Origin of the sequence: Blastococcus sp. DSM 46786 (assembly GCF_900109665.1) — a bacterium.
In the GTDB taxonomy this organism is placed as follows: domain Bacteria; phylum Actinomycetota; class Actinomycetes; order Mycobacteriales; family Geodermatophilaceae; genus Blastococcus; species Blastococcus carthaginiensis.
The window spans coordinates 64,343-86,476 of sequence record NZ_FOAO01000018.1; the positions used below are offsets into that span (position 1 = coordinate 64,343).

19 protein-coding genes, 1 tRNA gene, 1 pseudogene and 1 riboswitch are annotated in these 22,134 nt (G+C 76.1%); of the genes and pseudogenes, 5 read left to right on the forward strand and 16 right to left on the reverse strand.

Annotated features, from left to right (window positions below; all coding sequences use genetic code 11):
- Window positions 1-8: 8 nt before the first annotated feature.
- The 3 genes from selB to BMW62_RS22755 form a co-directional block, all read right to left on the reverse strand.
- Window positions 9-1,784, reverse strand: coding sequence for a selenocysteine-specific translation elongation factor (gene selB, locus BMW62_RS16505; RefSeq protein ID WP_244524097.1), 1,776 nt, complete (start codon window positions 1,782-1,784; stop codon window positions 9-11).
- Window positions 1,775-3,091, reverse strand: a complete 1,317-nt coding sequence (gene selA / locus BMW62_RS16510) for an L-seryl-tRNA(Sec) selenium transferase (RefSeq protein WP_091933006.1) — start codon at window positions 3,089-3,091, stop codon at window positions 1,775-1,777. Before selA ends, selB begins: the two co-directional genes overlap by 10 nt.
- 30 nt (window positions 3,092-3,121) lie before the next feature.
- Window positions 3,122-3,217 (reverse strand) — tRNA-OTHER (locus BMW62_RS22755).
- 17 nt (window positions 3,218-3,234) lie between these two features.
- On the opposite strand from BMW62_RS22755, the gene BMW62_RS16515 reads away from it, so the two are divergent.
- The 4 genes from BMW62_RS16515 to BMW62_RS16530 all read left to right on the forward strand — a co-directional run bounded on the left by BMW62_RS16515 (window position 3,235) and on the right by BMW62_RS16530 (window position 6,687).
- Window positions 3,235-3,852: a helix-turn-helix transcriptional regulator gene (locus BMW62_RS16515; RefSeq protein WP_091933009.1), complete on the forward strand. Its 618-nt coding sequence runs from the start codon at window positions 3,235-3,237 to the stop codon at window positions 3,850-3,852.
- Window positions 3,853-3,862: 10 nt separating this feature from the next.
- A complete protein-coding gene (selD, locus tag BMW62_RS16520) occupies window positions 3,863-4,870 on the forward strand; it encodes a selenide, water dikinase SelD (protein WP_211435166.1) in 1,008 nt (335 codons plus the stop codon).
- Window positions 4,871-5,169: 299 nt separating this feature from the next.
- Window positions 5,170-5,664, forward strand: a complete 495-nt coding sequence (locus BMW62_RS16525) for a hypothetical protein (RefSeq protein WP_139206295.1) — start codon at window positions 5,170-5,172, stop codon at window positions 5,662-5,664.
- Window positions 5,665-5,721: 57 nt separating this feature from the next.
- Window positions 5,722-6,687: a zinc-binding dehydrogenase gene (locus BMW62_RS16530; protein WP_091933014.1), complete on the forward strand. Its 966-nt coding sequence runs from the start codon at window positions 5,722-5,724 to the stop codon at window positions 6,685-6,687.
- 64 nt (window positions 6,688-6,751) lie between these two features.
- On the opposite strand, the gene BMW62_RS16535 is transcribed toward BMW62_RS16530, so the two are convergent.
- The 4 genes from BMW62_RS16535 to lepA form a co-directional block, all read right to left on the reverse strand.
- Window positions 6,752-7,066 carry a DMT family transporter gene (locus BMW62_RS16535; RefSeq protein WP_211435167.1) on the reverse strand — a complete coding sequence of 105 codons (315 nt, stop codon included), beginning with the start codon at window positions 7,064-7,066 and terminating at the stop codon, window positions 6,752-6,754.
- An 11-nt stretch (window positions 7,067-7,077) separates the two neighbouring features.
- Window positions 7,078-7,140: riboswitch (guanidine-III (ykkC-III) riboswitch) on the reverse strand.
- A 16-nt stretch (window positions 7,141-7,156) separates the two neighbouring features.
- The gene (locus tag BMW62_RS16540) at window positions 7,157-8,905 is read right to left on the reverse strand and encodes an MFS transporter (RefSeq protein ID WP_091933020.1); all 1,749 of its coding nucleotides are present in this window, start codon (window positions 8,903-8,905) and stop codon (window positions 7,157-7,159) included.
- Complete coding sequence (locus BMW62_RS16545) at window positions 8,874-9,578, reverse strand: LppX_LprAFG lipoprotein (protein ID WP_139206296.1); 705 nt, start codon at window positions 9,576-9,578, stop codon at window positions 8,874-8,876. The genes BMW62_RS16540 and BMW62_RS16545 overlap by 32 nt, the downstream gene beginning before the upstream one ends.
- A gap of 139 nt (window positions 9,579-9,717) precedes the next feature.
- Window positions 9,718-11,568 carry a translation elongation factor 4 gene (gene lepA, locus BMW62_RS16550; RefSeq protein WP_091933026.1) on the reverse strand — a complete coding sequence of 617 codons (1,851 nt, stop codon included), beginning with the start codon at window positions 11,566-11,568 and terminating at the stop codon, window positions 9,718-9,720.
- Between the two features lie 210 nt (window positions 11,569-11,778).
- Here lepA and rpsT point away from each other — a divergent pair, with 210 nt between their 5' ends.
- Window positions 11,779-12,039: a 30S ribosomal protein S20 gene (rpsT, locus tag BMW62_RS16555; RefSeq protein ID WP_091933029.1), complete on the forward strand. Its 261-nt coding sequence runs from the start codon at window positions 11,779-11,781 to the stop codon at window positions 12,037-12,039.
- A gap of 183 nt (window positions 12,040-12,222) precedes the next feature.
- Here rpsT and holA read toward each other — a convergent pair whose 3' ends face one another.
- The 9 genes and pseudogenes from holA to BMW62_RS16595 all read right to left on the reverse strand — a co-directional run bounded on the left by holA (window position 12,223) and on the right by BMW62_RS16595 (window position 22,116).
- The gene (gene holA, locus BMW62_RS23615; RefSeq protein ID WP_348271469.1) at window positions 12,223-13,224 is read right to left on the reverse strand and encodes a DNA polymerase III subunit delta; all 1,002 of its coding nucleotides are present in this window, start codon (window positions 13,222-13,224) and stop codon (window positions 12,223-12,225) included.
- A gap of 352 nt (window positions 13,225-13,576) precedes the next feature.
- A pseudogene (locus BMW62_RS16560) lies at window positions 13,577-15,673 on the reverse strand (ComEC/Rec2 family competence protein); the annotation flags it as partial.
- Window positions 15,670-16,515: a ComEA family DNA-binding protein gene (locus tag BMW62_RS16565; RefSeq protein ID WP_091933035.1), complete on the reverse strand. Its 846-nt coding sequence runs from the start codon at window positions 16,513-16,515 to the stop codon at window positions 15,670-15,672. The pseudogene BMW62_RS16560 and the gene BMW62_RS16565, both read right to left, overlap by 4 nt.
- A gap of 137 nt (window positions 16,516-16,652) precedes the next feature.
- A complete protein-coding gene (locus BMW62_RS16570; protein WP_091933038.1) occupies window positions 16,653-17,546 on the reverse strand; it encodes a DegV family protein in 894 nt (297 codons plus the stop codon).
- Window positions 17,547-17,601: 55 nt separating this feature from the next.
- Window positions 17,602-18,363: a histidine phosphatase family protein gene (locus BMW62_RS16575; RefSeq protein WP_091933041.1), complete on the reverse strand. Its 762-nt coding sequence runs from the start codon at window positions 18,361-18,363 to the stop codon at window positions 17,602-17,604.
- Window positions 18,360-18,791, reverse strand: coding sequence for a ribosome silencing factor (gene rsfS, locus BMW62_RS16580; protein WP_091933043.1), 432 nt, complete (start codon window positions 18,789-18,791; stop codon window positions 18,360-18,362). Before rsfS ends, BMW62_RS16575 begins: the two co-directional genes overlap by 4 nt.
- The gene (nadD, locus tag BMW62_RS16585) at window positions 18,788-19,531 is read right to left on the reverse strand and encodes a nicotinate-nucleotide adenylyltransferase (protein ID WP_244524098.1); all 744 of its coding nucleotides are present in this window, start codon (window positions 19,529-19,531) and stop codon (window positions 18,788-18,790) included. The genes rsfS and nadD overlap by 4 nt, the downstream gene beginning before the upstream one ends.
- A gap of 220 nt (window positions 19,532-19,751) precedes the next feature.
- Complete coding sequence (locus tag BMW62_RS16590) at window positions 19,752-21,179, reverse strand: vWA domain-containing protein (RefSeq protein WP_170852434.1); 1,428 nt, start codon at window positions 21,177-21,179, stop codon at window positions 19,752-19,754.
- A gap of 49 nt (window positions 21,180-21,228) precedes the next feature.
- Window positions 21,229-22,116, reverse strand: a complete 888-nt coding sequence (locus BMW62_RS16595) for an AAA family ATPase (protein WP_091933046.1) — start codon at window positions 22,114-22,116, stop codon at window positions 21,229-21,231.
- Between the last annotated feature and the right edge of the window lie 18 nt (window positions 22,117-22,134).

The window sequence follows — 22,134 nt, forward strand, 5'->3', positions numbered from 1 at the left end:
AGGTGCACCTACCGGAGGCGGCGGGTGTTGTCCGGCAGCCGCTGGGTCACGCCCCGGCCGTCCAGCCATTCCATGAGCGGGACGGCGACCCGCCGGCTGGTCCCCCACGCCTGCCTGGCCTGGCTGAGGCTGAACGGCTGCGGCACCGCGGCGAGCCGCTCCCGTGCGACCGCCTCGATGCCGGGCGCCAGGTAGACCCCCTCCCCGACGCGCACGAGCTGCCCGCTCCGCACGGCGGCGGCGAGCTCGCGGCCACCCAGCCCGGCGGCCACCAGGTCCGGGGCCTCCGGGGCGGCGAAGGGATCGGCGGCCAGCCGGGCACGGACGGCGTCGACCGCCCGCTGCACCTCCGGCGGCAGCTCGGGCGCGCCGTCGACGACCCGCCCCTCACGCAGCACCAGCGGCTCGCGGACGAGCGCGGGGACCAACTCGGCGTCGGGCAGCTCCAGCGCCCGGCGCACCACCTCCGACGGCGGCCCGGGCTCCAGCGGCCGCAGGCGCCGGTAGCGCGCGACGATCTCGGGCAGCCGGGCGGCGAGGTCGTCGGCGAGCCCGGCGGCCAGCAGCCACGGCCCGTTCCTCGTCGCCCCGGCGGGCAGCGGCCAGCCCATCGCAGCGAAGTCGGCGGCGCGGACGATGCGGCGGCGGGCCAGGGCGGCGGACGCGCCGTCCGCCCCGTCCGGCTGGGCGACCAGCTCGGCGGCCCGCTGGCGCGCGGCGCCGCGGCGCCGCAGCTCGGGCGGGTCGACGTCGCGCACGTCGGCACCGAGCACCCTGCGGGCACCGGGGTCGCGCAGCAGCAGCCGGTCGCCGATCCGCAGCGGCAGCGGCGAGGCCAGGCGCAGGCGCACCGCCGCGCCGTCGAGCGGGCGCAGCCGGGCGCCCACGGTCGCGGAGCCGACGTGCACCACCGGGCCGGCCGGCAACCGCTCGTCGGGCACCCCGGTCAGCGTCACGTCGACGACGTCGGTCAGCCGGAACGCCTCGGGCGTGAGCAGCGCGTCGCCCCGGGTGAGCTCCTCGACCGCGACGCCGCGCAGGTTGAGCGCCACCCGCGCGGTGGCCGCGGCCCGCTCGACGGGCTCGCCGAGGGACTGCACGCCCCGCACGGTCACCTCCCGGTCGCCCAGGACGAACCGGTCGCCGGCCGCGACGGCCCCGGCGGCGAGCGTGCCGGTGACGACCGTGCCGGCGCCCCTGATGGTGAAGGCGCGGTCGATCCACAGCCGCACCGGCGCGTCGGGGTCCGGGGCCGGCAGCGCGCCGAGCAGGCGTTCCAGCGCCGCCGTCAGCTCCGGCACGCCCTGCCCGGTGATCGAGCTGACCGCGAACCCGGGCACCTCGCCCATCGACGTCGTGGCGAGCCGCTCGCGCACGTCGGCGAGCACCGGTGCCGGGTCGGCGAGATCGGACTTGGTGACGGCGAGGAGCGCGTGCCGCACCCCCAGCGCGTCGAGGACGCCGACGTGCTCGGCGGTCTGCGCCGACCAGCCGTCGTCGGCCGCGACGACGACGAGCGCGGCCGGCACCGGGCCGACGCCGGCGAGCATGTTGCCGACGAAGCGCTCGTGGCCGGGGACGTCGACGACCGCGAGCCGGCGTCCCGAGGGCAGCGTGGTCCACGCGAAGCCCAGGTCGATGGTGAGCCCGCGGCGGCGCTCCTCGGCCCATCGGTCGGGCTCCATCCCGGTGAGCGCCCGCACGAGCGCCGACTTGCCGTGGTCGACGTGGCCTGCCGTCGCGATGACGTCCATACCGGCGGGACGGGGCGCGGTCACGTCCACCGGCGGGCCACCTCCAGCACGACGTCGGCGAGGGCGCCGTCGGCCCCCGGCGGGACGCTGCGCAGGTTGAGCAGCGTGCGGCCGTCCTCGACGTAGCCGACGACCGGGGTCGCGCCCAGGCGCAGCGGCTCGGCGAACTCCGGCGGCAGCGAGACGGCGGCGCCGGGCAGCGGGTGCTCGGGCGCCCCTCCCCCGCCGACCCGCGAGTCGGCGTCCACCGCGTCGGCGGCCACGCCCCCGGCCACGAGGCGGTCGGCCAGCGCGTGCGCCCGCTCCCGCAGGTCGGCGACGTCGGCGGCGAGCATCTGCTGCACCGGCGGCAGCGGGCCGCGCAGCGTCGCCTCGAGGGCGGCCAGCGTGGTCTTGTCGACCCTGAACGCCCGGTAGAGCGGGTGGCGGCGCAGGCGCTGCACGAGCTCCGCCCGGCCGAGCACGAGCCCCGCCTGGGGCCCGCCGAGCAGCTTGTCACCGCTGGCCAGCACGAGGTCGGCGCCGGCGGCGAGCGTCGTCTGCAGGTCCGGCTCGTCCGGGAGCACCGGGTGCGGCCGGAGCAGGCCGGAGCCGACGTCGGCGACCAGCGGCACCCCGGTGCCCTGGAGCGCCGCCGCGAGCTCACCGACCTCCACCGCCCGGGTGAAGCCGCGCACGACGAAGTTCGACGGGTGCACCTTGAGCACCGCGCCGGTGCCGGGCCCCAGGGCGTCGCGGTAGTCGGCGAGCGCGACCCGGTTGGTGGTGCCGACCTCGCGCAGCCGGGCGCCGGTGCTCTCGAGCAGCTCGGGGATGCGGAAGCCGTCGCCGATCTCCACCAGCTCCCCGCGGGCGAGCACCAGCTCGCGGCCCTGCCCCAGGGCGGTGGCCACCAGCGCGAGCGCAGCGGCGCAGTTGTTCACCACCAGCGCGGCCTCCGCGGCCGGGACCGCCTCCAGCAGCGCCGCGATCGCCGCCTCCCCGCGCGGGCCGCGGCGGCCGGTGCGCAGGTCGAGCTCGACGTCGGTGGTGCCGCTCGCCGCGACCACCGCCTCGACCGCGGCCGCCGAGAGCGGCGCGCGGCCGAGGTTGGTGTGCACGACGACGCCGGTCGCGTTGAGCACCGGGCGCAGGCTGCCGGCCACGGGCGGGAGGTCGGCGAGGACGGCGTCGACGGCGGCGTCGGGCGCGACCTCGCCCGCCCGGATCCGCTGCTGGACGCGCTGCACGGCGCTCTTGACCAGGACGCGCCCCAGCCGCTCCCCGGCCCCGGCCAGTCGGGGGTCGGCGAGCAGCGTGTCGGTGCGGGGCACCTGGCGGCGCGGGTCGGTCGTCATCGCCCCGCAGCGTAGGTGCGGGGCGGGAGCTGGCGGAGGCGGACGGGAATCGAACCCGCCTGGCCGAGATGCTCGGCCACGTCGGCTTTAGAGGCCGCGGGGGCCACCAGACACCCTGACGCCTCCGCCCGGCAGCCTACGGGGTGGAACTGTCGGAGGTCGGTGCCGGCATCCGCGGCGTGAACCGCACCGAGCCCCGCACCCCCGCCACGCTGCCGCCGGTCGCTCTCACGCCCGAGGAAGCGGCCGCCGTCGCCGCCGCGCTGGCCGCCCGGCCCGAGGGCCCCTACGCGGAGGCGGGCCGGACCGCGCTGGAGAAGGTGCTGACGGCGCTGGAGCCGGACCCGGCCCAGCGCGCGCGGCTGCTGGCGAGCAGCCGCCGGCTGGCCGCCGAGGCCGCGCGCGACGCCGAGGTGCGCCGCCGCGTGGAGCAGGGGCTCACCGAACGGCGGGTGCTCGTGCTGGGGTACCGCGACCGCGAGGGCCGCTGGTCGGAGCGGGCCGTGGAGCCGCAGCTGCTGGTCCGCGCCGGCACCCACGAGTTCCTGCTGGCCTGGTGCCGGGAGCGCCAGGAGCTGCGCTGGTTCCGGGAGGACCGCATCGGCGCCGCCGAGGTCACCGGCGAGCCCGCGCCCCGGCGCGACCTGGCCGGCGTCGGCGCGCCGCCCTCGGCCGGGCACCCGGCCGGGCGGAAGCTGCCCCGCACCCCGCCGCCCCCGGCGCCACCCCGGCTCCGGGTGCTCCCCGGCGGCCGGGCCTAGATTCGGGCCCGTGACCACCGCACCCGCGCGCATCCGGCTCACCCAGTACGCCCACGGCGGGGGGTGCGCCTGCAAGATCCCGCCCGGTGAGCTCGAGGCGGTGGTGGCCGGGTTGACCGCGCAGGGCCCGGTCGACCCGGCCGCCGAGCTCGTCGTCGGGCTGGACGACGGCGACGACGCGGCCGTGGTCCGCATCCCCGGCGGGCAGGGCCTGGTGCTCACCACCGACTTCTTCACCCCGGTCGTCGACGACGCGTACACCTTCGGCCGGATCGCCGCCGCGAACGCGCTCTCCGACGTCTACGCGATGGGCGGCACCCCCGTCGTCGCCGTGAACCTGCTCGGCTGGCCGCGCGACGTGCTGCCCGCGGAGCTCGCCGCCGAGGTGCTGCGCGGCGGCCTCGAGGTGGCCCGGGAGGCGGGCTGCCACGTCGGCGGCGGGCACTCCATCGACGACCCCGAGCCCAAGTACGGCATGGCGGTCACCGGCGTGGTCGACGTCGACCGGCTCATCACCAACGCCGGGGCGGTGGCGGGCACGCCGCTCACCCTCACCAAGCCGCTCGGGGTCGGGGTGCTCAACAGCCGCATGAAGGCCACCGGCGAGGTGTCGGAGGAGGCGGTCGCCGCGATGACCACGCTCAACCGCGAGGCCGGCCGGGCCGCGGTCGCCGCCGGCATCCGCGCGGGCACCGACGTCACCGGCTTCGGCCTGCTCGGCCACCTGTACAAGATGGCGCGGGCCAGCGGGGTCACCGCCGTCGTCGACGCCGCCGCCGTCCCGTACCTGACCGGTGCGCGGGAGGCGCTGGCCGCCGGTTTCGTCTCCGGGGGCACGCGCCGCAACCTCGACTGGGTGCGCCCGCACGCCGACCTCTCCGCCGTGGACGAGGGCGAGGCGCTCCTGCTGGCCGACGCGCAGACCTCCGGCGGGCTGCTGCTGGCCGGGGAGATCGCCGGCTCCCCGGTGATCGGCGAGTTCGTGCCGCGCGGGGAGCACGTCGTCGTCGTCCGCTGACAGCCCCGGGAGCATGCAGCGAGGCGCGAACCGGGGCGCGGAAGCGGATCCGAGCCGTCGTCCGCTGACAGCCCCGGGACGGCGTGTCGCGGACGGCACGCCGGAGAGCGGTGCGGCACCGCGCGAGAACCGCTCCCACGGGCCGCCGGGGTCGTGCCACCGTCCCGCCAGGTCGGACGCGACGGAGCGCCCGACGGCGACCCGGCAGGGAGGACGACGTGGCGGTGCGGACGGCGGCACGGACGGCACTGGCGGCAGGAATGGCGGCCACGGCCGTGTGGGGCGGGGCAGGAGTGGCCGTGGCGGCCGCTCCCGGTGGAGCCGTGGGCGACCCCACCTGGCGGGCCAACGCCATCTTCGTGGACGACGGCTCGGTCGTCGACCTGACCGTCGCGGAGGCCGCGGCCGCCAGGGCCACGGTAACCGTGGGCCTGTACCTCGACGGGTGGGAGTGCACCGTGGACGGCCAGCCGGCGGTCGCCGACGTCGTCCGCCTGGAGTCGGCCCGTGTCGTGGGGACGGTCGGCTACGCCTGCTCGGAGGCGACGGGCGGTGGCGAGGGGCTGATGCCCGCCACGCTGGAGGGCACGGTGGCCCTCGACGTGACCTGGACCGGAGTCGGTGACCCGGCCGCGCAGCCGCTGTTCGACGGCGCCGTCGGTCGCTACGTCGTCCGGGACGCCGAGGTCGCCGCGACGGTGTCGGTGACCGGTGGCCTGTCGGCCGCCCCGGAGGGGAACTTCGGCCACCTGGCCCGCGAGTCGACCGTCATCCCTCCCGGCCGCCTCCGCTGACCGCGGTGGAACCGGCCCGGAGGACACCGGCACGCGTCCTCGGCTAGGTTCGCCGTCATGCTGGCTGCCTTCGTCTCCACCCCCGCCCCGAAGGACCCGCTCTCCGTGCTGGAGATCGGTGAGCGCCCCGAGCCCGAGGTCCCCGACGGCTGGACGACGATCCAGGTCAAGGCGGTGTCGCTGAACCACCACGACCTGTTCAGCCTGCAGGGCATCGGCCTGCCCGCCGAGCGGATGCCGATGATCCTCGGCACCGACGCCGCCGGCATCGACGAGGACGGCAACGAGGTCGTCGTCCACGGCGTCATCTCCACGCCCGACTGGATGGGCGACGAGACGCTCGACCCCAAGCGGTCGCTGCTGTCGGAGGTGCACCAGGGCTCGATGGCGGAGAAGGTCGCCGTCCCCCGGCGCAACCTGCTGCCCAAGCCGGCCGAGCTCTCCTTCGCCGAGGCCGCCTGCCTGCCCACCGCGTGGCTGACCGCCTACCGGATGCTGTTCGTGAAGTCCGGGCTGCGCCCGGGTCAGACCGTCCTCGTGCAGGGCGCCAGCGGCGGGGTGGCGACGGCGCTCATCGTGCTCGGCCGCGCCGCCGGCTACCGCATGTGGGTGACCGGCCGCAGCGAGGAGAAGCGGGCCGCCGCCCTCGCGCTGGGCGCCGAGCAGGCGTTCGAGAGCGGCGCCCGGCTGCCCGAACGGGTCGACGGGGTCATGGAGACCGTCGGCGAGGCCACCTGGAGCCACAGCATCAAGTCGCTGAAGCCCGGCGGCGTGCTCGTCACCTCCGGCGCCACCACCGGCTTCAACCCCGGCGCGGAGCTCAACCGCGTCTTCTTCACCCAGCTGTCGGTCATCGGGTCGACCATGGGCACGAAGTCCGAGCTCGAGGCGCTGATCCGGATGTGCGCCGTCACCGGCGTCCGCCCGCAGATCGACGTCGAGCTGCCGCTGGCGGAGGCCCGCGAGGGCTTCGCGCGGATGCTCGAGGGCCGCACCAACGGGAAGATCGTCTTCACGCTCTGAGGCGAGCAACGGTGTGCGCGAACGCGCAGTTCTCGGTGGAGGAACGGCGCGTTCGCGCACACCGTCAGCTCACGACCTTGAGCCCGACGACGCAGCCGACGATGCCGGCCAGCAGCAGCACCCGCACCAGCGAGACCGGCTCCGCGCCGGTGACCATCGCGTAGACGACCGTGAGCACGGCGCCGATGCCCACCCACACGGCGTAGGCGGTGCCCAGCGGCAGCTCCCGCATGGCGAAGGCGAGCCCGCCCATGCTCAGGACCAGCGCGACGCCGAAGACCACCGAGGGCACCAGCCGGGTGAAGCCGTGGGAACGGTCGAGCGCCGCCGCCCACACCGCTTCCAGCACCCCGGACAGCACCAGCACCAACCACGACATCGCGGGCTCCTCTGGCGCCGTCTTGTCGCACACCGGGTACGGCACCGCTCGTCCGGGAGCCGGAAGGGCTCCCCTCCACCATGGCACATGTCAGCGGACGTGCGCCGTGCCCCTCACCGGAGCACCGCGCAGGAGGACCAGGGCCGCCACCGCGGCCAGCCCGGCCGCGACCGCGGCACCGGCGAACACGGTGTGCAGCTGGGTGAGCACCGCCGCCTCGGTGGCGGCGTCGTAGGCCGCACAGTCGGCCGGGCTCGTGGGGCACAGCTCCATGGGGGTGCCGATCGCCGCCACCTCGGCGGTGAACCGGCGCAGCGCGACGGCGGTGAGCAGCGACAACCCGGCCAGCATGCCGACGGTGCGCGCCACGACGGCCAGCGAGCTCGCGCTCCCGTGCACCCGCGGCGGCGTGACCGCCAGCAGCACCGCGTTCACCGGCGCGATGGCGAGCCCGAAACCGAGGCCCGCGGCGACCAGGACGACGGTGGACCACGCGCCGTCCAGGGCCCGCTCGTCCCACCCGGTCATCGCGACGAAGGCGGCCGCCGACACGGCCATCCCGGCGCCGGCGACGACCCGGGGGGCGACCACCCGGCACAGCCAGCCCCCGGCCACCGCACCCACCGGCACGGCGACCAGCAGCCGCAGGAGCACCAGCGCCGCCCCCAGCTGGTCGCCCGGCGTCGTGGTCGCCCGGGCGAACAGCGGGACGTCGACGAGCGCGGCGACCAGCGCGGCACCCACGAACAGGCTGACCAGCAGCGCCCCCCACGCCCCGACCGGCCGGAGCGCCGCGAGCGGCAGCACCGGCTCCGCGGTGCGCCGCTCGTGCAGCACGAAGAGGGCCCCGGCGACGACGGCCAGCGGCACGAGCACCCACCCGTGCGCGACCACCTCGCGGGCCGGGTCGGCGGCGGCGAAGGCCCACACCAGGGCGCCCAGCGAGACGACGGCCAGCAGCGAGCCGACGACGTCCACCTCCCGTGCCAGCCGGCCGAATCCGCGCAGCGGCAGCACCGCGCCCGCGGGGTGCTGCAGGCTGCGTGCGACCAGGAGCACCGCCAGCAGGACGGTGGCCAGCAGCAGAGGCGCCGTCCACGCCGCGCCGTCGAGCAGCGGTACGTAGAGCAGGCCGAGGGTGACGTCCTCGGCGAGCGCGGGCGGCTCGGCGAGCAGCAGCCCCAGCGCGGTGGCGGCCAGCGCGGCGAGCACCAGCGCGGCCGAATCCGGTCGCCGGACCTGCCCGGTGACGACGACGCCGGCGGCCAGTGCCACCCCGAGCAGCAGGTTGAGCCAGAAGATCGCGCGCCAGTCGGCGACGGCGAGCACCGCCGCGCCGGCCAGCGGGCCGAGGACCGCACCCGCCTCCTGCACGGCGCCCACGACGCCGAGCGGGACCGCCCGGCGCTCGGGTGGCCACCGGTCGGCGACCAGCGCGAGCGTGGCGGGCACCAGGCCACCCGCGCCGATCCCCTGCAGCCCGCGGCCGGCCACGGCGGGGCCCAGCGTCTCCGCCGTCGCCGTCAGCAGCGAGCCGAGGGCGAACAGCAGCAGGCAGCCGATGAGCACCGGTGCCCGCCCGCGCAGGTCGGCGAGCCGGCCCAGCAGCGGCAGTGTCGCGGTGTAGCCGAGCAGGAAGCCGCCAACGATGGGGGTCGCCTTCTGCAGCTCGTCCAGCCCCACCCCGACCCCGGTGAGGATGTCGGGCAGGGCCAGGACGACGACGTAGGTGTCGGCGGCCGTGACCAGCACGGCGAGGGTGGCGAGGACGATCGCGGCGGCCCCGGGGACCGCCCCGGCGCCGGCCTCAGCCGGTGGCCGGTGCGGTGATCTCGACATCGGCCCCGAAGTCGCTGAGCTCGAGGGTGTAGGTGGCGTCGGTGCCGGCCTCGAAGAAGGGGCCGGTCAGCTCGGCGCGGCGCAGCTCACCGCCGTCGGTGGCGATGGAGAACCTGGCCTGCACGGGCTGGGACGGGTCCTGGCTGGTGAGGATCTGCTGCACCAGGTCGCCGGGCAGCTCGGCGGTCACCTCGCGGACGACCGTGCCGTCCACCCGCCGCTCCTCCCCCAGCTCGGCCGACTCCGCCTCGACGAGCAGCTGCGAGATGCCGGTCTCTGGGTCGAGCAGCGCACCGGGGTCACCGATGCCGAACTGCGCGGGGTCGATGACGCTGAAGCCGCTGGTGAAGGGCAGCTGGGCGTAGACGGTGCCGTCGACCGAGACGACCTCGAGGTCGAGGCTCGACCCGAGCGCCAGCACCTGCAGCGTCCCGTCGAAGGACGCCGGCCGGGCGATGTCGCCTTCCCCGCCGACCAGCACGGTGCCGCTGCTCGGCGCCCCCTCGCTGCCCAGCACGAAGTGCGCGCTCTCCGCCTCGTCGAGGGTCCGCTTGGCCCGCTCGAGCAGGGCGTCCGCCGACTCGGCGGGCTCGTCGGAGCCGCAGGCGGCGAGCACCGGGCCGGCGAGCAGCGCCAGCGCGAGCAGCGGCACGGCCGTCCGGCGCAGCAGCATGACGTCCTCCCGTCGCGGCGGGACTCCCCCGGCCGTCGCGGCGGACACTAGCGCGCCGATCTCCTCAGCCGGCGATGGCGCGGGCCTCGGTGCTCGCAGCGGCCACCGGCCTGCTACTGGACGTCGCCGTCCACGCCGCTCACTTCGGCTTGGCCGACGCGGTGGACTCGTTGGTGGAGAGCGCGGCGACGAAGGCCTCCTGGGGGACCTCGACGCGGCCGACCATCTTCATCCGCTTCTTGCCCTCCTTCTGCTTCTCCAGCAGCTTCCGCTTGCGGGTGATGTCACCGCCGTAGCACTTGGCGAGGACGTCCTTGCGGATGGCGCGCACCGTCTCGCGGGCGATGACCCGGGAACCGACGGCGGCCTGGATCGGCACCTCGAACTGCTGCCGCGGGATCAGCTCGCGGAGCTTGCCGGCCATCATCACGCCGTAGCTGTAGGCCTTGTCCTTGTGCACGATCGCGCTGAACGCGTCGACGGCCTCGCCCTGCAGCAGGATGTCCACCTTGACCAGCGAGGACTCCTGCTCACCGGCCTCCTGGTAGTCCAGCGAGGCGTAGCCGCGGGTGCGGGACTTCAGCGCGTCGAAGAAGTCGAAGATGATCTCGCCGAGCGGCAGCGTGTAGCGCAGCTCGACCCGGGACTCGCTCAGGTAGTCCATCCCGCCGAGCTGGCCGCGCCGGCCCTGGCAGAGCTCCATGATCGCGCCGGTGTAGTCGCTGGGCGCGATGATGGTGGCGTTGACGATCGGCTCGAAGACCTTGTCGATCTTGCCTTCGGGCCAGTCGCTGGGGTTGGTCACCGTGTGCTCGGTGCCGTCTTCCATGATCACGCGGTAGACGACGTTGGGCGCCGTCGAGATCAGGCTGATGCCCGCCTCGCGCTCCAGCCGCTCGCGCACGATCTCCAGGTGCAGCAGGCCCAGGAAGCCGACGCGGAAGCCGAAGCCCAGGGCCGCCGAGGTCTCGGGCTCGTAGGTGAGGGCGGCGTCGTTGAGCAGCAGCTTGTCCAGCGCCTCGCGCAGCAGCGGGTACTCGCTGCCGTCGATCGGGTAGAGGCCGGAGTAGACCATCGGGCGGGGGTCGCGGTAGCCACCGATCGACTCCGTCGCGGGCTTGTGCTGCAGCGTGACGGTGTCGCCGACGCGAGACTGGCGGACGTCCTTCACACCGGTGATGAAGTAGCCGACCTCGCCGACACCGAGCGAGTCCACCGGCTTGGGCTCGGGCGAGATGACGCCGATCTCCAGCAGCTCGTGCGTGGCGCCGGTGGACATCATCTTGATCCGCTCGCGGGCGGCGATGCGGCCGTCGACGACGCGGACGTAGGTGATGACGCCGCGGTAGATGTCGTAGACCGAGTCGAAGATCATCGCCCGCGCCGGCCCCTCGGCGACGCCGGTCGGTGCCGGGATGTCGGTGACGATGCGGTCCAGCAGCTCCGGGACGCCGACGCCGGTCTTGCCGCTGACCCGCAGGACGTCGTCGGGGTCGCAGCCGATGATGTGCGCGATCTCCGCGGCGTACTTCTCCGGCTGGGCGGCGGGCAGGTCGATCTTGTTCAGGACCGGGATGATCGTGAGGTCGTTCTCCAGCGCCAGGTACAGGTTGGCCAGCGTCTGGGCCTCGATCCCCTGCGCGGCGTCGACCAGCAGCACCGCGCCCTCGCAGGCGGCCAGCGACCGGGACACCTCGTAGGTGAAGTCGACGTGGCCCGGGGTGTCGATCATGTCCAGCACGAACTCGGTGCTGGTGTCCGCGCCGCTGCGCGGGGTCCAGGGCAGCCGGACGTTCTGCGCCTTGATGGTGATGCCGCGCTCGCGCTCGATGTCCATGCGGTCCAGGTACTGGGCGCGCATGTTGCGGCCCTCGACGATTCCGGTGACTTCCAGCATCCGGTCGGCCAGCGTCGACTTGCCGTGGTCGATGTGGGCGATGATGCAGAAGTTCCGGATGCGGGCCGGATCGGTGGCAGCAGGAGTCGTCACAGTGCCGCCATCGTCCCACGTCCGCGCCCCGGGTCGTAGGCGGGCGCGGTCGCCGGGTCGCGCGAGGTGTGCGGGACGTCGCCGGACGGCGGGTTGGGGTGGCCGACGGGACGCTGGTATCTTTGCAGGCCGGTCCTGTGGCGCACACCGCCCGGACGCACGAACGACTGTCAGAAGTACTCCCTCCTGTCGAGACACCGAGGCTCACGCGTGGCGAACATCAAGTCCCAGATGAAGCGGATCAAGACCAACGAGAAGGCGCGCCAGCGCAACGTTGCCGTCAAGTCCGCCCTGAAGACGGCCGTCCGGCGGGTGCGCACCGCCGCCGAGTCGGGGGACGCCGCGGCTGCGACCGCTGCCTACCAGGCCGCCGCCAAGCAGCTGGACAAGGCCGCCAGCAAGGGCGTCATCCACAAGAACCAGGCCGCCAACCGCAAGTCGGGTCTGGCGAAGCTCACCACCGGCCTCTGACCGGCCCGCGTCCACCCGGGCGCGCTCGACGACGAGCCCCCTCCCCTCGTGGGACGGGGGCTCGTCGCGTTCCTGCCCGTCACAGCGCCGTCCCGCTGCCCTGAAGGAGTGCCCGTGGCCTCCCCAGGGACGCCGCTTCCTCGTCCTGCACGGGGGCGCTCAGCCGGACGCGGCCGTGCCGGATCAGCGCCCGGCGCGCACCCGCCCGCGACCGGTCTCCGCCCGGATGGTGACGATGCGCCGGATGGCCCGCTCGAGCGCGTAGTCGGCGCTGGCCGCGACACCCTTGACGTCGGCGTTGAGGTCGGCGGCCACGCCGAGGGCCTGCTGCAGCCCCTCGATGCTCCAGCCGCGCGCCTGCGCCTGGGCCTTCTTGACCTTCCAGGGCGGCATCTTGAGCGTGCGGGCGAGGTCGCCGGGGTTGGTGGAGCTCAGCGAGGCCACCCGTGCGGCGGTGCGGACGCCGTCGGCGATCGCGTCGGCGATGAGCACGTGCGCGACCCCGCGCTCCAGCGCCCAGCGCAGCATCTCGATGGAGCCGGCGCGGTCACCGGTCAGCACGCGCTCGGCCACGGTGAACCCGGTGACCTCGGCCTGGCCGCGGTGGAACCGGGCGACGTCGTCGGCGTCGATGCTGCCGCCGAAGTCGGAGACCAGCTGCCCGGCCGCGGCCGAGAGCGACCGCAGGTCCGCGCCGATCGCGTCGACGAGCGCCGTGACGGCGTCGGGGGTGATGCGGCCGCCCAGCTGGCGCACCTCGTTGCGCACGAAGGCGATGCGGTCGCCGACGGAGGAGACCTTGGGGCACTCGTCGACCGCGGCACCGGCGGCCTTGAACGCCTTGACCAGCGCCTCGTTCCGCTTGCCGCCGGAGTGCACGACGACCAGCGTCAGATCGGGGTCGGGTTCCTTGGCGTAGCCGGTGAGCGCGTCGGCCAGCGCGGTGGCCGCCTCCTGCACCCCGGTGACGACGACGAGCCGGTGGCCGCCGAACAGGGACGGCGCCAGCACGTCGGCCAGCTCGCCCACCGGCAGGCCCATCGCGGCCAGCTCGTGCACCTCGCCGTCGGGGTGGCGGGCGAGCACCGCCCGGCGCACGGCCGCGACCGCGCGCGAGCGCAGCAGCTCCTCCTCGCCGATCACCACCCGGATTCGCGACGTGGGCTCGACGGGGGCGGCAGGCACCTCCGCATGGTGCCACGCGGCACCGACGGTCCGTGGCGACCGCCCGGGCTGACGGGAGCGCGTCCGGGAGTGCGTCCGGGCGTGCGTCCGGGAGCCTGGAGCCGGGCGGTGCGGCCTGGCCGCCGGGGTCCGCGCCGCGCGCGGCGATCCCCCAGTCGCCGGCCGTGCCGACCACCGCGAGGTCGCCGTCCCGGTCGGTGCGGTGCACCCGGGTGCCGGCGTCGGCCAGCCAGTCGAGCAGCCGCGGTGCCGGGTGCCCGTAACCGTTGCCGGCCCCGACGGAGATCAGCGCGCTGCGGGCCCCGGTGGCCGCCAGGAAGTCCGGGTCGGCGTCACCGCTGCCGTGGTGCGGCACCTTGAGCACGTCGGCCCGCAGGTCGGCGCCGGTGCGCAGCAGGGCGGCCTCCTCGTCGGCGCCGATGTCGCCGGTGAGCAGCAGCCGGAGCCCACCGACGGTCACCCGGGCGACCAGGGAGATCCCGTTGGGGTCGGCCGCCGCGGTGGCCCGGCGCGGGTCCGGTGCGAGCACCTCCACGCCTACCCCGGCCACGCTGCGGCGGTTCCCCGGGACGAGGACCTCGCGCGTGCCGCCGGCCCGCAGGACGAGGGCGTCGACGCCCGGGGCGCGGTCGTCGGCCGCGGACAGGGTGCCGGTGGCCACCACGCCCACCGTGCGGCCGTCGAGCGCGCCGGCGAGCCCGCCGACGTGGTCGGCGTCCAGGTGCGACAGCAGCACGAGGGGCAGCCCGTCGATGCCCAGCCGGTCGAGACAGTGGTCGATCGGTGCCGGGTCCGGGCCGGCGTCGACGAGCACCCCCTGCCCGTCGCCGAGGGGGAGCACCAGCCCGTCGCCCTGCCCGACGTCGCAGGCCACGACCAGCGCCCCGTCCGGTGGCCAGCCGTCGAGGCCCTGGCGCAGCGGCCAGCCCACCACCACCAGCGCGACCAGGGCTGCCAGCGCGAGCGGCCGCACCCGCGGGAAGCGCCACAGCAGGCAACCGGCTCCCAGCAGGAGCACGGCCAGCAGCAGCGCCCCGACCGTGCCGGCCGGCCAGCCGGCAACGGCGTCCGGCGCCGCGGCGGCCCGCTGCGCCACGAGCACGATCCAGCGCACCGGCCACCCGGCGAGCCCGACCAGCGCATCCCCGGCCCAGGGCAGCACCAGGCCGACCGGGGCGGCGAGCAGCCCGAGGACCGTCGCCGCGGGCACCGCCGGGGCCGCCAGCAGGTTGGCCGGCAGCGACACCAGGCTCACCGTGCCGGTCAGCCCGGCGAGCACCGGGGCGGTCGCCAGCCCGGCGGCCGCGCTCACAGCGAGGGCGTCGGCCGGCCACGCGGGCCAGCCGTGGCCGCGGAGCCGGCGTGCCCACGGCGGGGCCAGCAGCACGATGGCCGCCGTCGCCACCACGGACAACGTGAACCCCGGGTCCCTCGCCAGCCCGGGCTCGACCAGGAGCAGCACGGTCACCGCCGCACCGAGCGCCGGCAGCGCCGCACGCGACCGACCGGAGGCGAGCGCGAGCAGCGTGACCGCGCCCATGGCGGCCGCCCGGAGCACGCTCGCACTCGGCCGGGCCAGCACCACGAAGCCGACCAGCGCCAGCCCGCCCACCAGGGCCTGGACCCGCCGGTCGACGGCGCGGCGCCGCAGCGGGCGGAGCACCCCGGCGACCACGATCGCCACGTTGGCGCCGGAGACGGCGGTCAGGTGGGCCAGGCCGGCCCGCTGGAACTCCTCGTCCAGCACCGGGTCCATCCGGCTGGTGTCGCCGACCACCAACCCCGGCAGCAGTCCACCCGCCCGGTCGTCGAGCACCCGCTCCGAGGCGGCACCCAGGGAGTGCCGGAGGTCGCCCGCCACGCGCTGGACCGTCCCCGGTCCGCCGGCCGGTTCCGGCGGGCCGCGCGCCGACAGCACCGCCACCACGTCGTCGCCGGCCCGGGGCAGCCCGAGGCCGGCGCGCACCCGCAGCTGCTGCCCGGGCAGCTGACCGGCCCAGCCCTCGGCGGCCGCGAACACCAGGACCGCGTCGTCCAGGTGGTGCACGGTGCCGCCGTCGAGGAGCTCCGTGACGTCGGCCTCGAGGAGCACGCGCGGCCCACCGGCGCCGCCCGCCAGCACCCGGGGATCGCCGCGCACGGTGAGGACGACCTCCGCCTCCCGGCCCGCCTCGGCCGCCGCCCGCAGCGGGGAGGCCTCCCGGACGGCTCCCCGCACGGCCGCGGTGCCGGAGCCGACCGCGACCCCGGCCAGGACGACGAGCGCGACGGTCGCCGCCGGGCCCCGGGTGCGCGCGAGGAGCGCCGCCGCACCGAGCGCGGCCCCCGCGATCAGCGCCAGCGCGGACCACTGCAGCTGGGGCGCCACCAGACCCGTTCCCCAGACCGCCGCAGCGAGCGGCCAGAGCCGCAGGTCCAGCACCCGCCGGCGGTCCGGCCCGGTGCTCACACCCGCACCAGCTCGGCGAGCTCCGCGGCCTTGGCCGGGCCGATGCCCGGCACCTGGTCGAGCTCCTCGATGCTGCTGAAGGCCCCGGTGCGCGTGCGGTGGTCGACGATCCGCTGGGCCAGCACCGGGCCGATGCCCGGGAGCGCGTCGAGCTCCGCGACGCCGGCGGTGTTCAGGTCCACGCGGCCCCCGGCACCCGCGGCACCGGGGGCCGCCGCCGTGGGTGGTCCGCCGGCCACCGCACCGGGCACCCCGACCGCGATCTGCTGCCCGTCGGAGAGGGGCGCGGCCAGGTTCACCGAGGCGGGATCGGCGTCGGGCAGCAGCCCGCCGACGGCTGCGATCGCGTCCGCGACCCGCGCGCCGGCGGGCAACGTCACCAGACCGGGCCGCGCCACCTGCCCGACCACGGCGACCACCACCGGCGAGGTCGTACCGGCCGGCTCCCCCGCCGGCGGCCCGGCGGGGGCGGGGGTGCCCGGCGCGGCCGTCACGGGTGCGGGCGCCGCCGCCGGTTCCACCCGCGGCCGGTCCGCCCACGTCCAGGCCAGCAGGAGCAGGACCGCCACGACGGCAGCCGCCCAGACGGCCCGGCCGCCCATGCGGCCCGCGTCCCAGCGCGCCGTCGAGCCCGGTGCGCGGTGCCGCCCTCCCCCGGCCGGCCGGTCCCGCGGGAGATCGGGGTCCACCGGCACGGTGATCCGGTCGTCGGCCGGCCATCCGGGCCCGTCCTCGTCGTCGGGCAGCCAGCCGCCCGGGGCCGGCCGGGGCTCGGCCAGGACGGCGCGCAGCCGGGCGCGGATGACGTCGGCGTCGTCGTCGCGGCGGGCAAGCAGGCGCACCCCGGCGACGCTAGGGAGCCCGGCCCCCGCCGCACCCGGTCACGGCGGACCTGTGGACGAGCGGCCCGGCTGTGGACGGACCGGGGCCCGATCCGCGGGCGGTTCGGCACCCTGTGCCGGTGCTGCCCCGCTCGCGATCAGCCCGCGCTCTCGTCCGCGTCGCCGGCCGGTGGCTCCGCCGGCTCGGGACCCGTGGAGACGACCACCCCGACAGCTCCGGGCCCCACGTGCGCGCCGATCGCGGCGCCGAGCTCGCTCACGTGCAGCTCGCGCAGCCGGGGCACGCGCGCCCGCAGCTCGGCCACCAGCCGGTCGGCGCGCTCGGCGGCGGCGAGGTGGTGCACGGCGAGGCGCACCTCCCGCTCCCCCGCGTGCTCGACGACGTGCTGCACGAGGCGGGCCAGCGCCCGCGCCGAGGTGCGCACCTTCTCCAGCGGCACCACCCGGCCGTCGACCACGTGCAGCACCGGCTTGACCGCCAGCGCCGAACCGAGGACGGCGGCCGCCGAACCGATCCGCCCGCCGCGGCGCAGGTGCTCCAGCGTGTCGACCACGAACAGGGTGCGGGTGCGCGCGGCGGCGTCCACCGCGATCCGCTGCACCGTGTCGCCATCGGCGCCCCCGGCGGCCGCCCGGGCTGCTTCCAGCACCGCGAAGCCGGTGCCCATGGCCGCCGAGCGGGAGTCGACGACGGAGACGATGTGCTCCCCCACCTGCGAGGCGGCGACGCGGGCGGCGTCCCAGGTGCCGGAGAGCTCGGCGGACAGGTGTACCGACACGATCCGGTCGGCTCCCCCGTCCAGCGCGGCGCGGTAGGCGGCGACGAAGTCCCCGGGCGTGGGCCGCGACGTCGACACCCGCTGGCCCCGCGTCGACAGCGCCTTCGCCACGTCCTCGGAGCTGACGTCCTCGCCCTCGCGCCCCGACCGGCCGGCCAGGACGACGTAGAGCGGGACGACCCGGACGCCGAGCTCGTCCGCGAGCGCGCGCGGCAGGTAGGCCGTCGAATCGGCGAGGACGGCGACGGGCATTCGGCGAGGCTAACCGCCGCCGCGCCCCGGGGCCCTGCGCGGTGGTGCCGGCCGGTCAGCCGACCGCGTCGGCGTCCTGGGCCGGACCGTCGCCCGGCCGGTCACCGGCCGCGCCGGGAGCGCCCTGTTCGGGGTCGGCGCGGAGCCGCTCCGGGCCGGGTGCGGCCAGCCCCTCGGGGAGCGGACCGGCCGATACGTTGTGCCGCAGCAGCCGCCACCGGTCGCTCTGCCGGGCCAGCTCGCTCCACGCGCAGTTGCCCAGGGGCCCGAACACCCGCCGGTGGTCGGGGCCCAGCTCCAGCAGCGTCTCGATCATCCGGCCGCTGGTACCACCGTGGGTCACCACCACGGCCACGTCGGCCTGCGGCAGGTCAGCGAGCGCGGCCAGCACCCGGGCGACGACCGCCGGGGCCTCCTCACCGCCGCGGCCGCGCACCGGGCGCCCGGCCAGCCAGTCCGCGTACTGGTCGGGGTACCGGTCGGCGACCTCGTCCCTGGTCAGGCCCTGCCAGGAGCCCATGTCGTGCTCGCGCAGTCGGGGGTCCAGCTGCAGCGGCACGTCCAGCAGCGAGGTCAGGGCCCGGGCAGTGTCCGCCGCCCGACCGAGGTCGCTGGCGACCACCGCGGTGGACCGCTTCCCCAGCCCGGCGGCCGTCACGAGGTGCGGCGCGGCGTGAGCCGCCTGGGCCCGCCCGACCTCGTCCAGCGGCGGGTCGAGCTGCCCTTGGAACCGTCCGGCCGCGTTCCACCCGGTCCGCCCGTGCCGCCAGACGACCAGTCGGGTCACCGGCAGCTCGGGCAGGGCCGGGGCCGTCACTGGCCGGCCGTCTCCGCGACGGACGGGGAGCCGGGGTCTGCCGCGTCACCCGTGCCGGCCGCGGGACGGGCAGCATCGGTGAAGGGGATGGCGGGGCAGTCCTTCCACAACCGCTCGAGGGCGTAGTAGGCCCGCTCCTCGGCGTGCTGCACGTGCACCACCACGTCGACGAAGTCCAGCAGCACCCAGCGGGCCTCGGCGACGCCCTCGCGGCGGACCGGCTTGACGCCGTGCTCCCGGAGCCGCTCCTCGACCTCGTCGACGATGGCATGGACCTGCCGCTCGTTGGGTGCGGAGGCGAGGACGAACGCGTCGGTGATGGCGAGTCGATCGCTGACGTCGACGATGGTGACGTCGGTGGCCAGCTTGTCCGCGGCTGCCTGGGCGGCGCGCAGCGCGGTCTCCCGGGCCTCGGGCGAGGCGGTCATTCGGGCACCTCCTGGAGGTGGGACGTCGTGGGCGGGGTGCGCGCGCCGGACGGTCCGGGGGTGGTCCCCGGCCCGGCCGGCGGGCGGTCGTAGGTGGGGCGGTCGCCCGCCGGGCGGCCGTCGCGGGCGGGCCCTGCGGCCGGACGCCGCGTGGTGCTCCGGTAGAGGCCGCGCTTCTCGATGTACTGGACGACGCCGTCGGGCACGAGGTACCAGACCGGCATCCCGCGGCCCACGCGATCGCGGCAATCGCTGGAGCTGATCGCGAGCGCGGGGATCTCCACGAGGCTGACCCCGCCCTCGGGCAGGTGGCTGTCGGCCAGCGTGTACCCCGGCCGCGTCACGCCGATGAAGTGGGCCAGGTCGAAGCACCGGGCGCCGTCGCGCCACGTCATGATCTGGGCCAGGGCGTCGGCGCCGGTGATGAAGAACAGCTCCGCCCCCGGGCGCTGGGCCTGGAGGTCGGTGAGGGTGTCGAAGGTGTACGTGGGACCGCCCCGGTCGATGTCGACCCGGCTCACGGAGAACCGCGGGTTGGACGCGGTCGCGATCACGGTCATGAGGTAGCGGTCCTCGGCCGGGCTGACCTGCTGGTCGCTCTTCTGCCACGGCTCGCCGGTGGGCACGAACACGACCTCGTCGAGCCCGAACAGCCCGGCCACCTCGCTGGCGGCGACCAGGTGCCCGTGGTGGATGGGATCGAAGGTCCCACCCATCACGCCGACTCGTCGCCCCGCCACCGGCCGAGCGTATCCGTGCCTCGCCGGGCGGCGCTGGGAGGACCGGCCCCGCGCGGACCGGCCGGCTGCCGCCACGTCGACACGTCGACACGTCGACACGGCGACACGGCGACAGGTCGCCCGTTCGGCCCGGCGACACGTCGGCACGTCGGCACGTCGGCACGTCGGCGCGGTGACAGGTCGCTCTCGCGATCTCTCGACGTGCCGGCACGTCGAGAGATCAGAGCGTGGTGACGAAGTCGGCAAGCTGCGCGGCGTTGCGGCACTCGACCATGTCGATGACCTCGCCGTACCGCTCGGCCGCGGAATCGCCGCTGCCCCACAGCCGGCGCGGCTCGGGGTTCAGCCAGTGCGCCGAGCGGGCCTTGCCCACCAGGCCCGCCAGCACCGGGACCCCGGGCTGCCGGTAGTTGGTGCGCCCGTCGCCGAGCACCAGCAGCGACGTCTTCGGCCCCACCGCCGACGCCCAGCGGTCGGCGAACACGTCGAACGCGGTGCCGTAGTCGCTGTGCCCGTCGAAGCCCACGACCTGCGCCTCCCGGCCGATCCGCGCGATCGCGTCGGCGACGTCGACCCCCGGGCTGAAGAACCGGGTCACCTCGTCGGTGGAGTCGACGAAGGCGAACGCCCGCACGCCGGTGAAGTGCTCGCGCAGCGCCTGGGTGAGCATCAGCGTGAAGTGGCTGAAGCCGGCCACCGAGCCGCTGACGTCGCAGAGCACGACCAGCTCGGGCTTGTGCACCTTCCGCGGCCGGTGGTGGGTGACGACGGGGACGCCCCCGGTGCCCAGCGAGGCGCGCACGGTCTTGCGGAAGTCCAGCCGGCCCTGGCGCCCCATCTTCCGGCGGGCCGAGAGCCGGACGGCGAGCCGGCGGGCCAGCGGGGCCACCGACCGCCGCAGCTCGGCGAGGTCGGCCGACTGGGCGCGCAGGAAGTCCACCTGGTCGGCGAGCGGGCGGACGGCGTTCTTCGCCACGCGGTCGCGCCCCTTCTCCGCCGCCGTGCGCCGGCGAACCTCGGCCTCGACCGCCGTCCGGAAGGCCGCCAGCCGGTCGCGCACCGTCTGCCGCGCGACCTGCTCGGCCAGCCCGCCGCGCCCGCCGTCGCCGAGCAGCCCGGCGAGCAGCTGGGCCACGAGGGTGTCCGGCGAGAGCGCCCGCATCACCCGGTAGCTGAAGTAGGACTGCCCCGAGGGCGTCGGCTGCCCCTGGCCCAGCTGGTCCACGGCGTCCCGCGCGAACCGGCGCAGGGCCTCGGGATCGCCGTCGGTCAGCAGCCGCAGCAGCTCGGCGCGCATGAGCCCGGCCAGCGCGGCGTCGTCCGGCACGTCGAGCGTGGACTCCCCCGCCTCGCCCGGCTCCTCGCCGTCCGCGGCGTCGGGCGCCGGCCGGTCGCCCAGCGGCCACCACAGGTCGAACAGGACGTCGTAGGTGGGGCGCTGGGCCGCCCGCTGGAGCAGCACGGCGGCCAGCCCGTGGCGCAGCTGCTCGCGGTCGAGGAGGTCCACGACGGTGAGGATCTCCGCGGCGTCGACGGCCTGGCTGATGCCGACCGGGATGCCGGCCTCGCGGACCGCCCGCACGAAGCCGTCCAGGTGCCCGGCGAGCCCGCCTGTCTCCGTCCGGTTCCCCTGCGGAGCAGGGGCCATCAGAACACACACCGGAGGTGTGTCCGGTTCCCCTGCGGAGCAGCGTCCATCAGTTCAGCCGCAGCTCGGCCGCGGCCCGGGTCTGGTCGCTGGCGTGCTTGAGCACCACGCCCAGCGTCGCGGCCATCGCCGGCTCGTCGAGGGTGTCCAGCCCGAGCTCCAGCAGGGTCTGCGCCCAGTCGAGGGTCTCCGAGATCGACGGCGACTTCTTCAACTCCAGCCCCCGCAGCGCCCGCACCGTCGCGACCAGCTGGTCGGCCAGCCCCGAGGCGAGGTCGGGCACGCGGGAGAGCACGATCTCCCGCTCCCGCTCGGCGCTCGGGTAGTCCAGCGCCAGGTACAGGCAGCGCCGCTTGAGCGCCTCGGACAGCTCGCGGGTCGCGTTGGAGGTGAGGACGACGGTCGGCCGGCGGGTCGCGGTGACGGTGCCGAGCTCGGGGATGGTGACCTGGAAGTCGCTGAGCACCTCCAGGAGCAGGCCCTCGACCTCGACGTCGGCCTTGTCGGTCTCGTCGATGAGCAGCACGGTCGGCTCGGTGCGGCGGATGGCGGTGAGCAGCGGGCGGGCGAGCAGGAACTCCTCGCCGAAGATGTCGTCGTGGACGGTGTCCCAGTCCGCGCCGCCCTCGGCCTGGGACGCCTGGATGCGCAGCAGCTGCTTCTTGTAGTTCCACTCGTACAGCGCGCGGGCCTCGTCCAGGCCCTCGTAGCACTGCAGCCGGATGAGCTCGGACCCGGTGGCGGCAGCCAGCGCCTTGGCCAGCTCGGTCTTGCCCGTGCCCGCCGGCCCCTCGACCAGCAGCGGCTTGCCCAGGCGGTCGGCGAGGAAGACCGTCGTCGCGATCTGGGCGTCGGGCAGGTAGCCGGCGGTGGACAGCCGCTTGCTGACGTCCGCGACCGACGAGAAGTTCGGGGACTGCGACGGCGGGCGGGGCATGCGGCTCCTCGAGAGGGG

What these genes read in the sequence shown, in the direction of transcription:
- selA (WP_091933006.1), bottom strand. Translation starts at nt 3,091, where the DNA reads ATGACGACCGACCCGCGCCGCCAGGTGCCCCGCACCGACACGCTGCTC.
- BMW62_RS16530 (WP_091933014.1), top strand. Translation starts at nt 5,722, where the DNA reads ATGCTGGCTGCCTTCGTCTCCACCCCCGCCCCGAAGGACCCGCTCTCC.
- BMW62_RS16535 (WP_211435167.1), bottom strand. Translation starts at nt 7,066, where the DNA reads ATGTCGTGGTTGGTGCTGGTGCTGTCCGGGGTGCTGGAAGCGGTGTGG.
- BMW62_RS16540 (WP_091933020.1), bottom strand. Translation starts at nt 8,905, where the DNA reads ATGTCGAGATCACCGCACCGGCCACCGGCTGAGGCCGGCGCCGGGGCG.
- BMW62_RS16545 (WP_139206296.1), bottom strand. Translation starts at nt 9,578, where the DNA reads ATGCTGCTGCGCCGGACGGCCGTGCCGCTGCTCGCGCTGGCGCTGCTC.
- BMW62_RS16570 (WP_091933038.1), bottom strand. Translation starts at nt 17,546, where the DNA reads ATGCCCGTCGCCGTCCTCGCCGATTCGACGGCCTACCTGCCGCGCGCG.
- rsfS (WP_091933043.1), bottom strand. Translation starts at nt 18,791, where the DNA reads ATGACCGCCTCGCCCGAGGCCCGGGAGACCGCGCTGCGCGCCGCCCAG.
- BMW62_RS16590 (WP_170852434.1), bottom strand. Translation starts at nt 21,179, where the DNA reads ATGGCCCCTGCTCCGCAGGGGAACCGGACGGAGACAGGCGGGCTCGCC.
- BMW62_RS16595 (WP_091933046.1), bottom strand. Translation starts at nt 22,116, where the DNA reads ATGCCCCGCCCGCCGTCGCAGTCCCCGAACTTCTCGTCGGTCGCGGAC.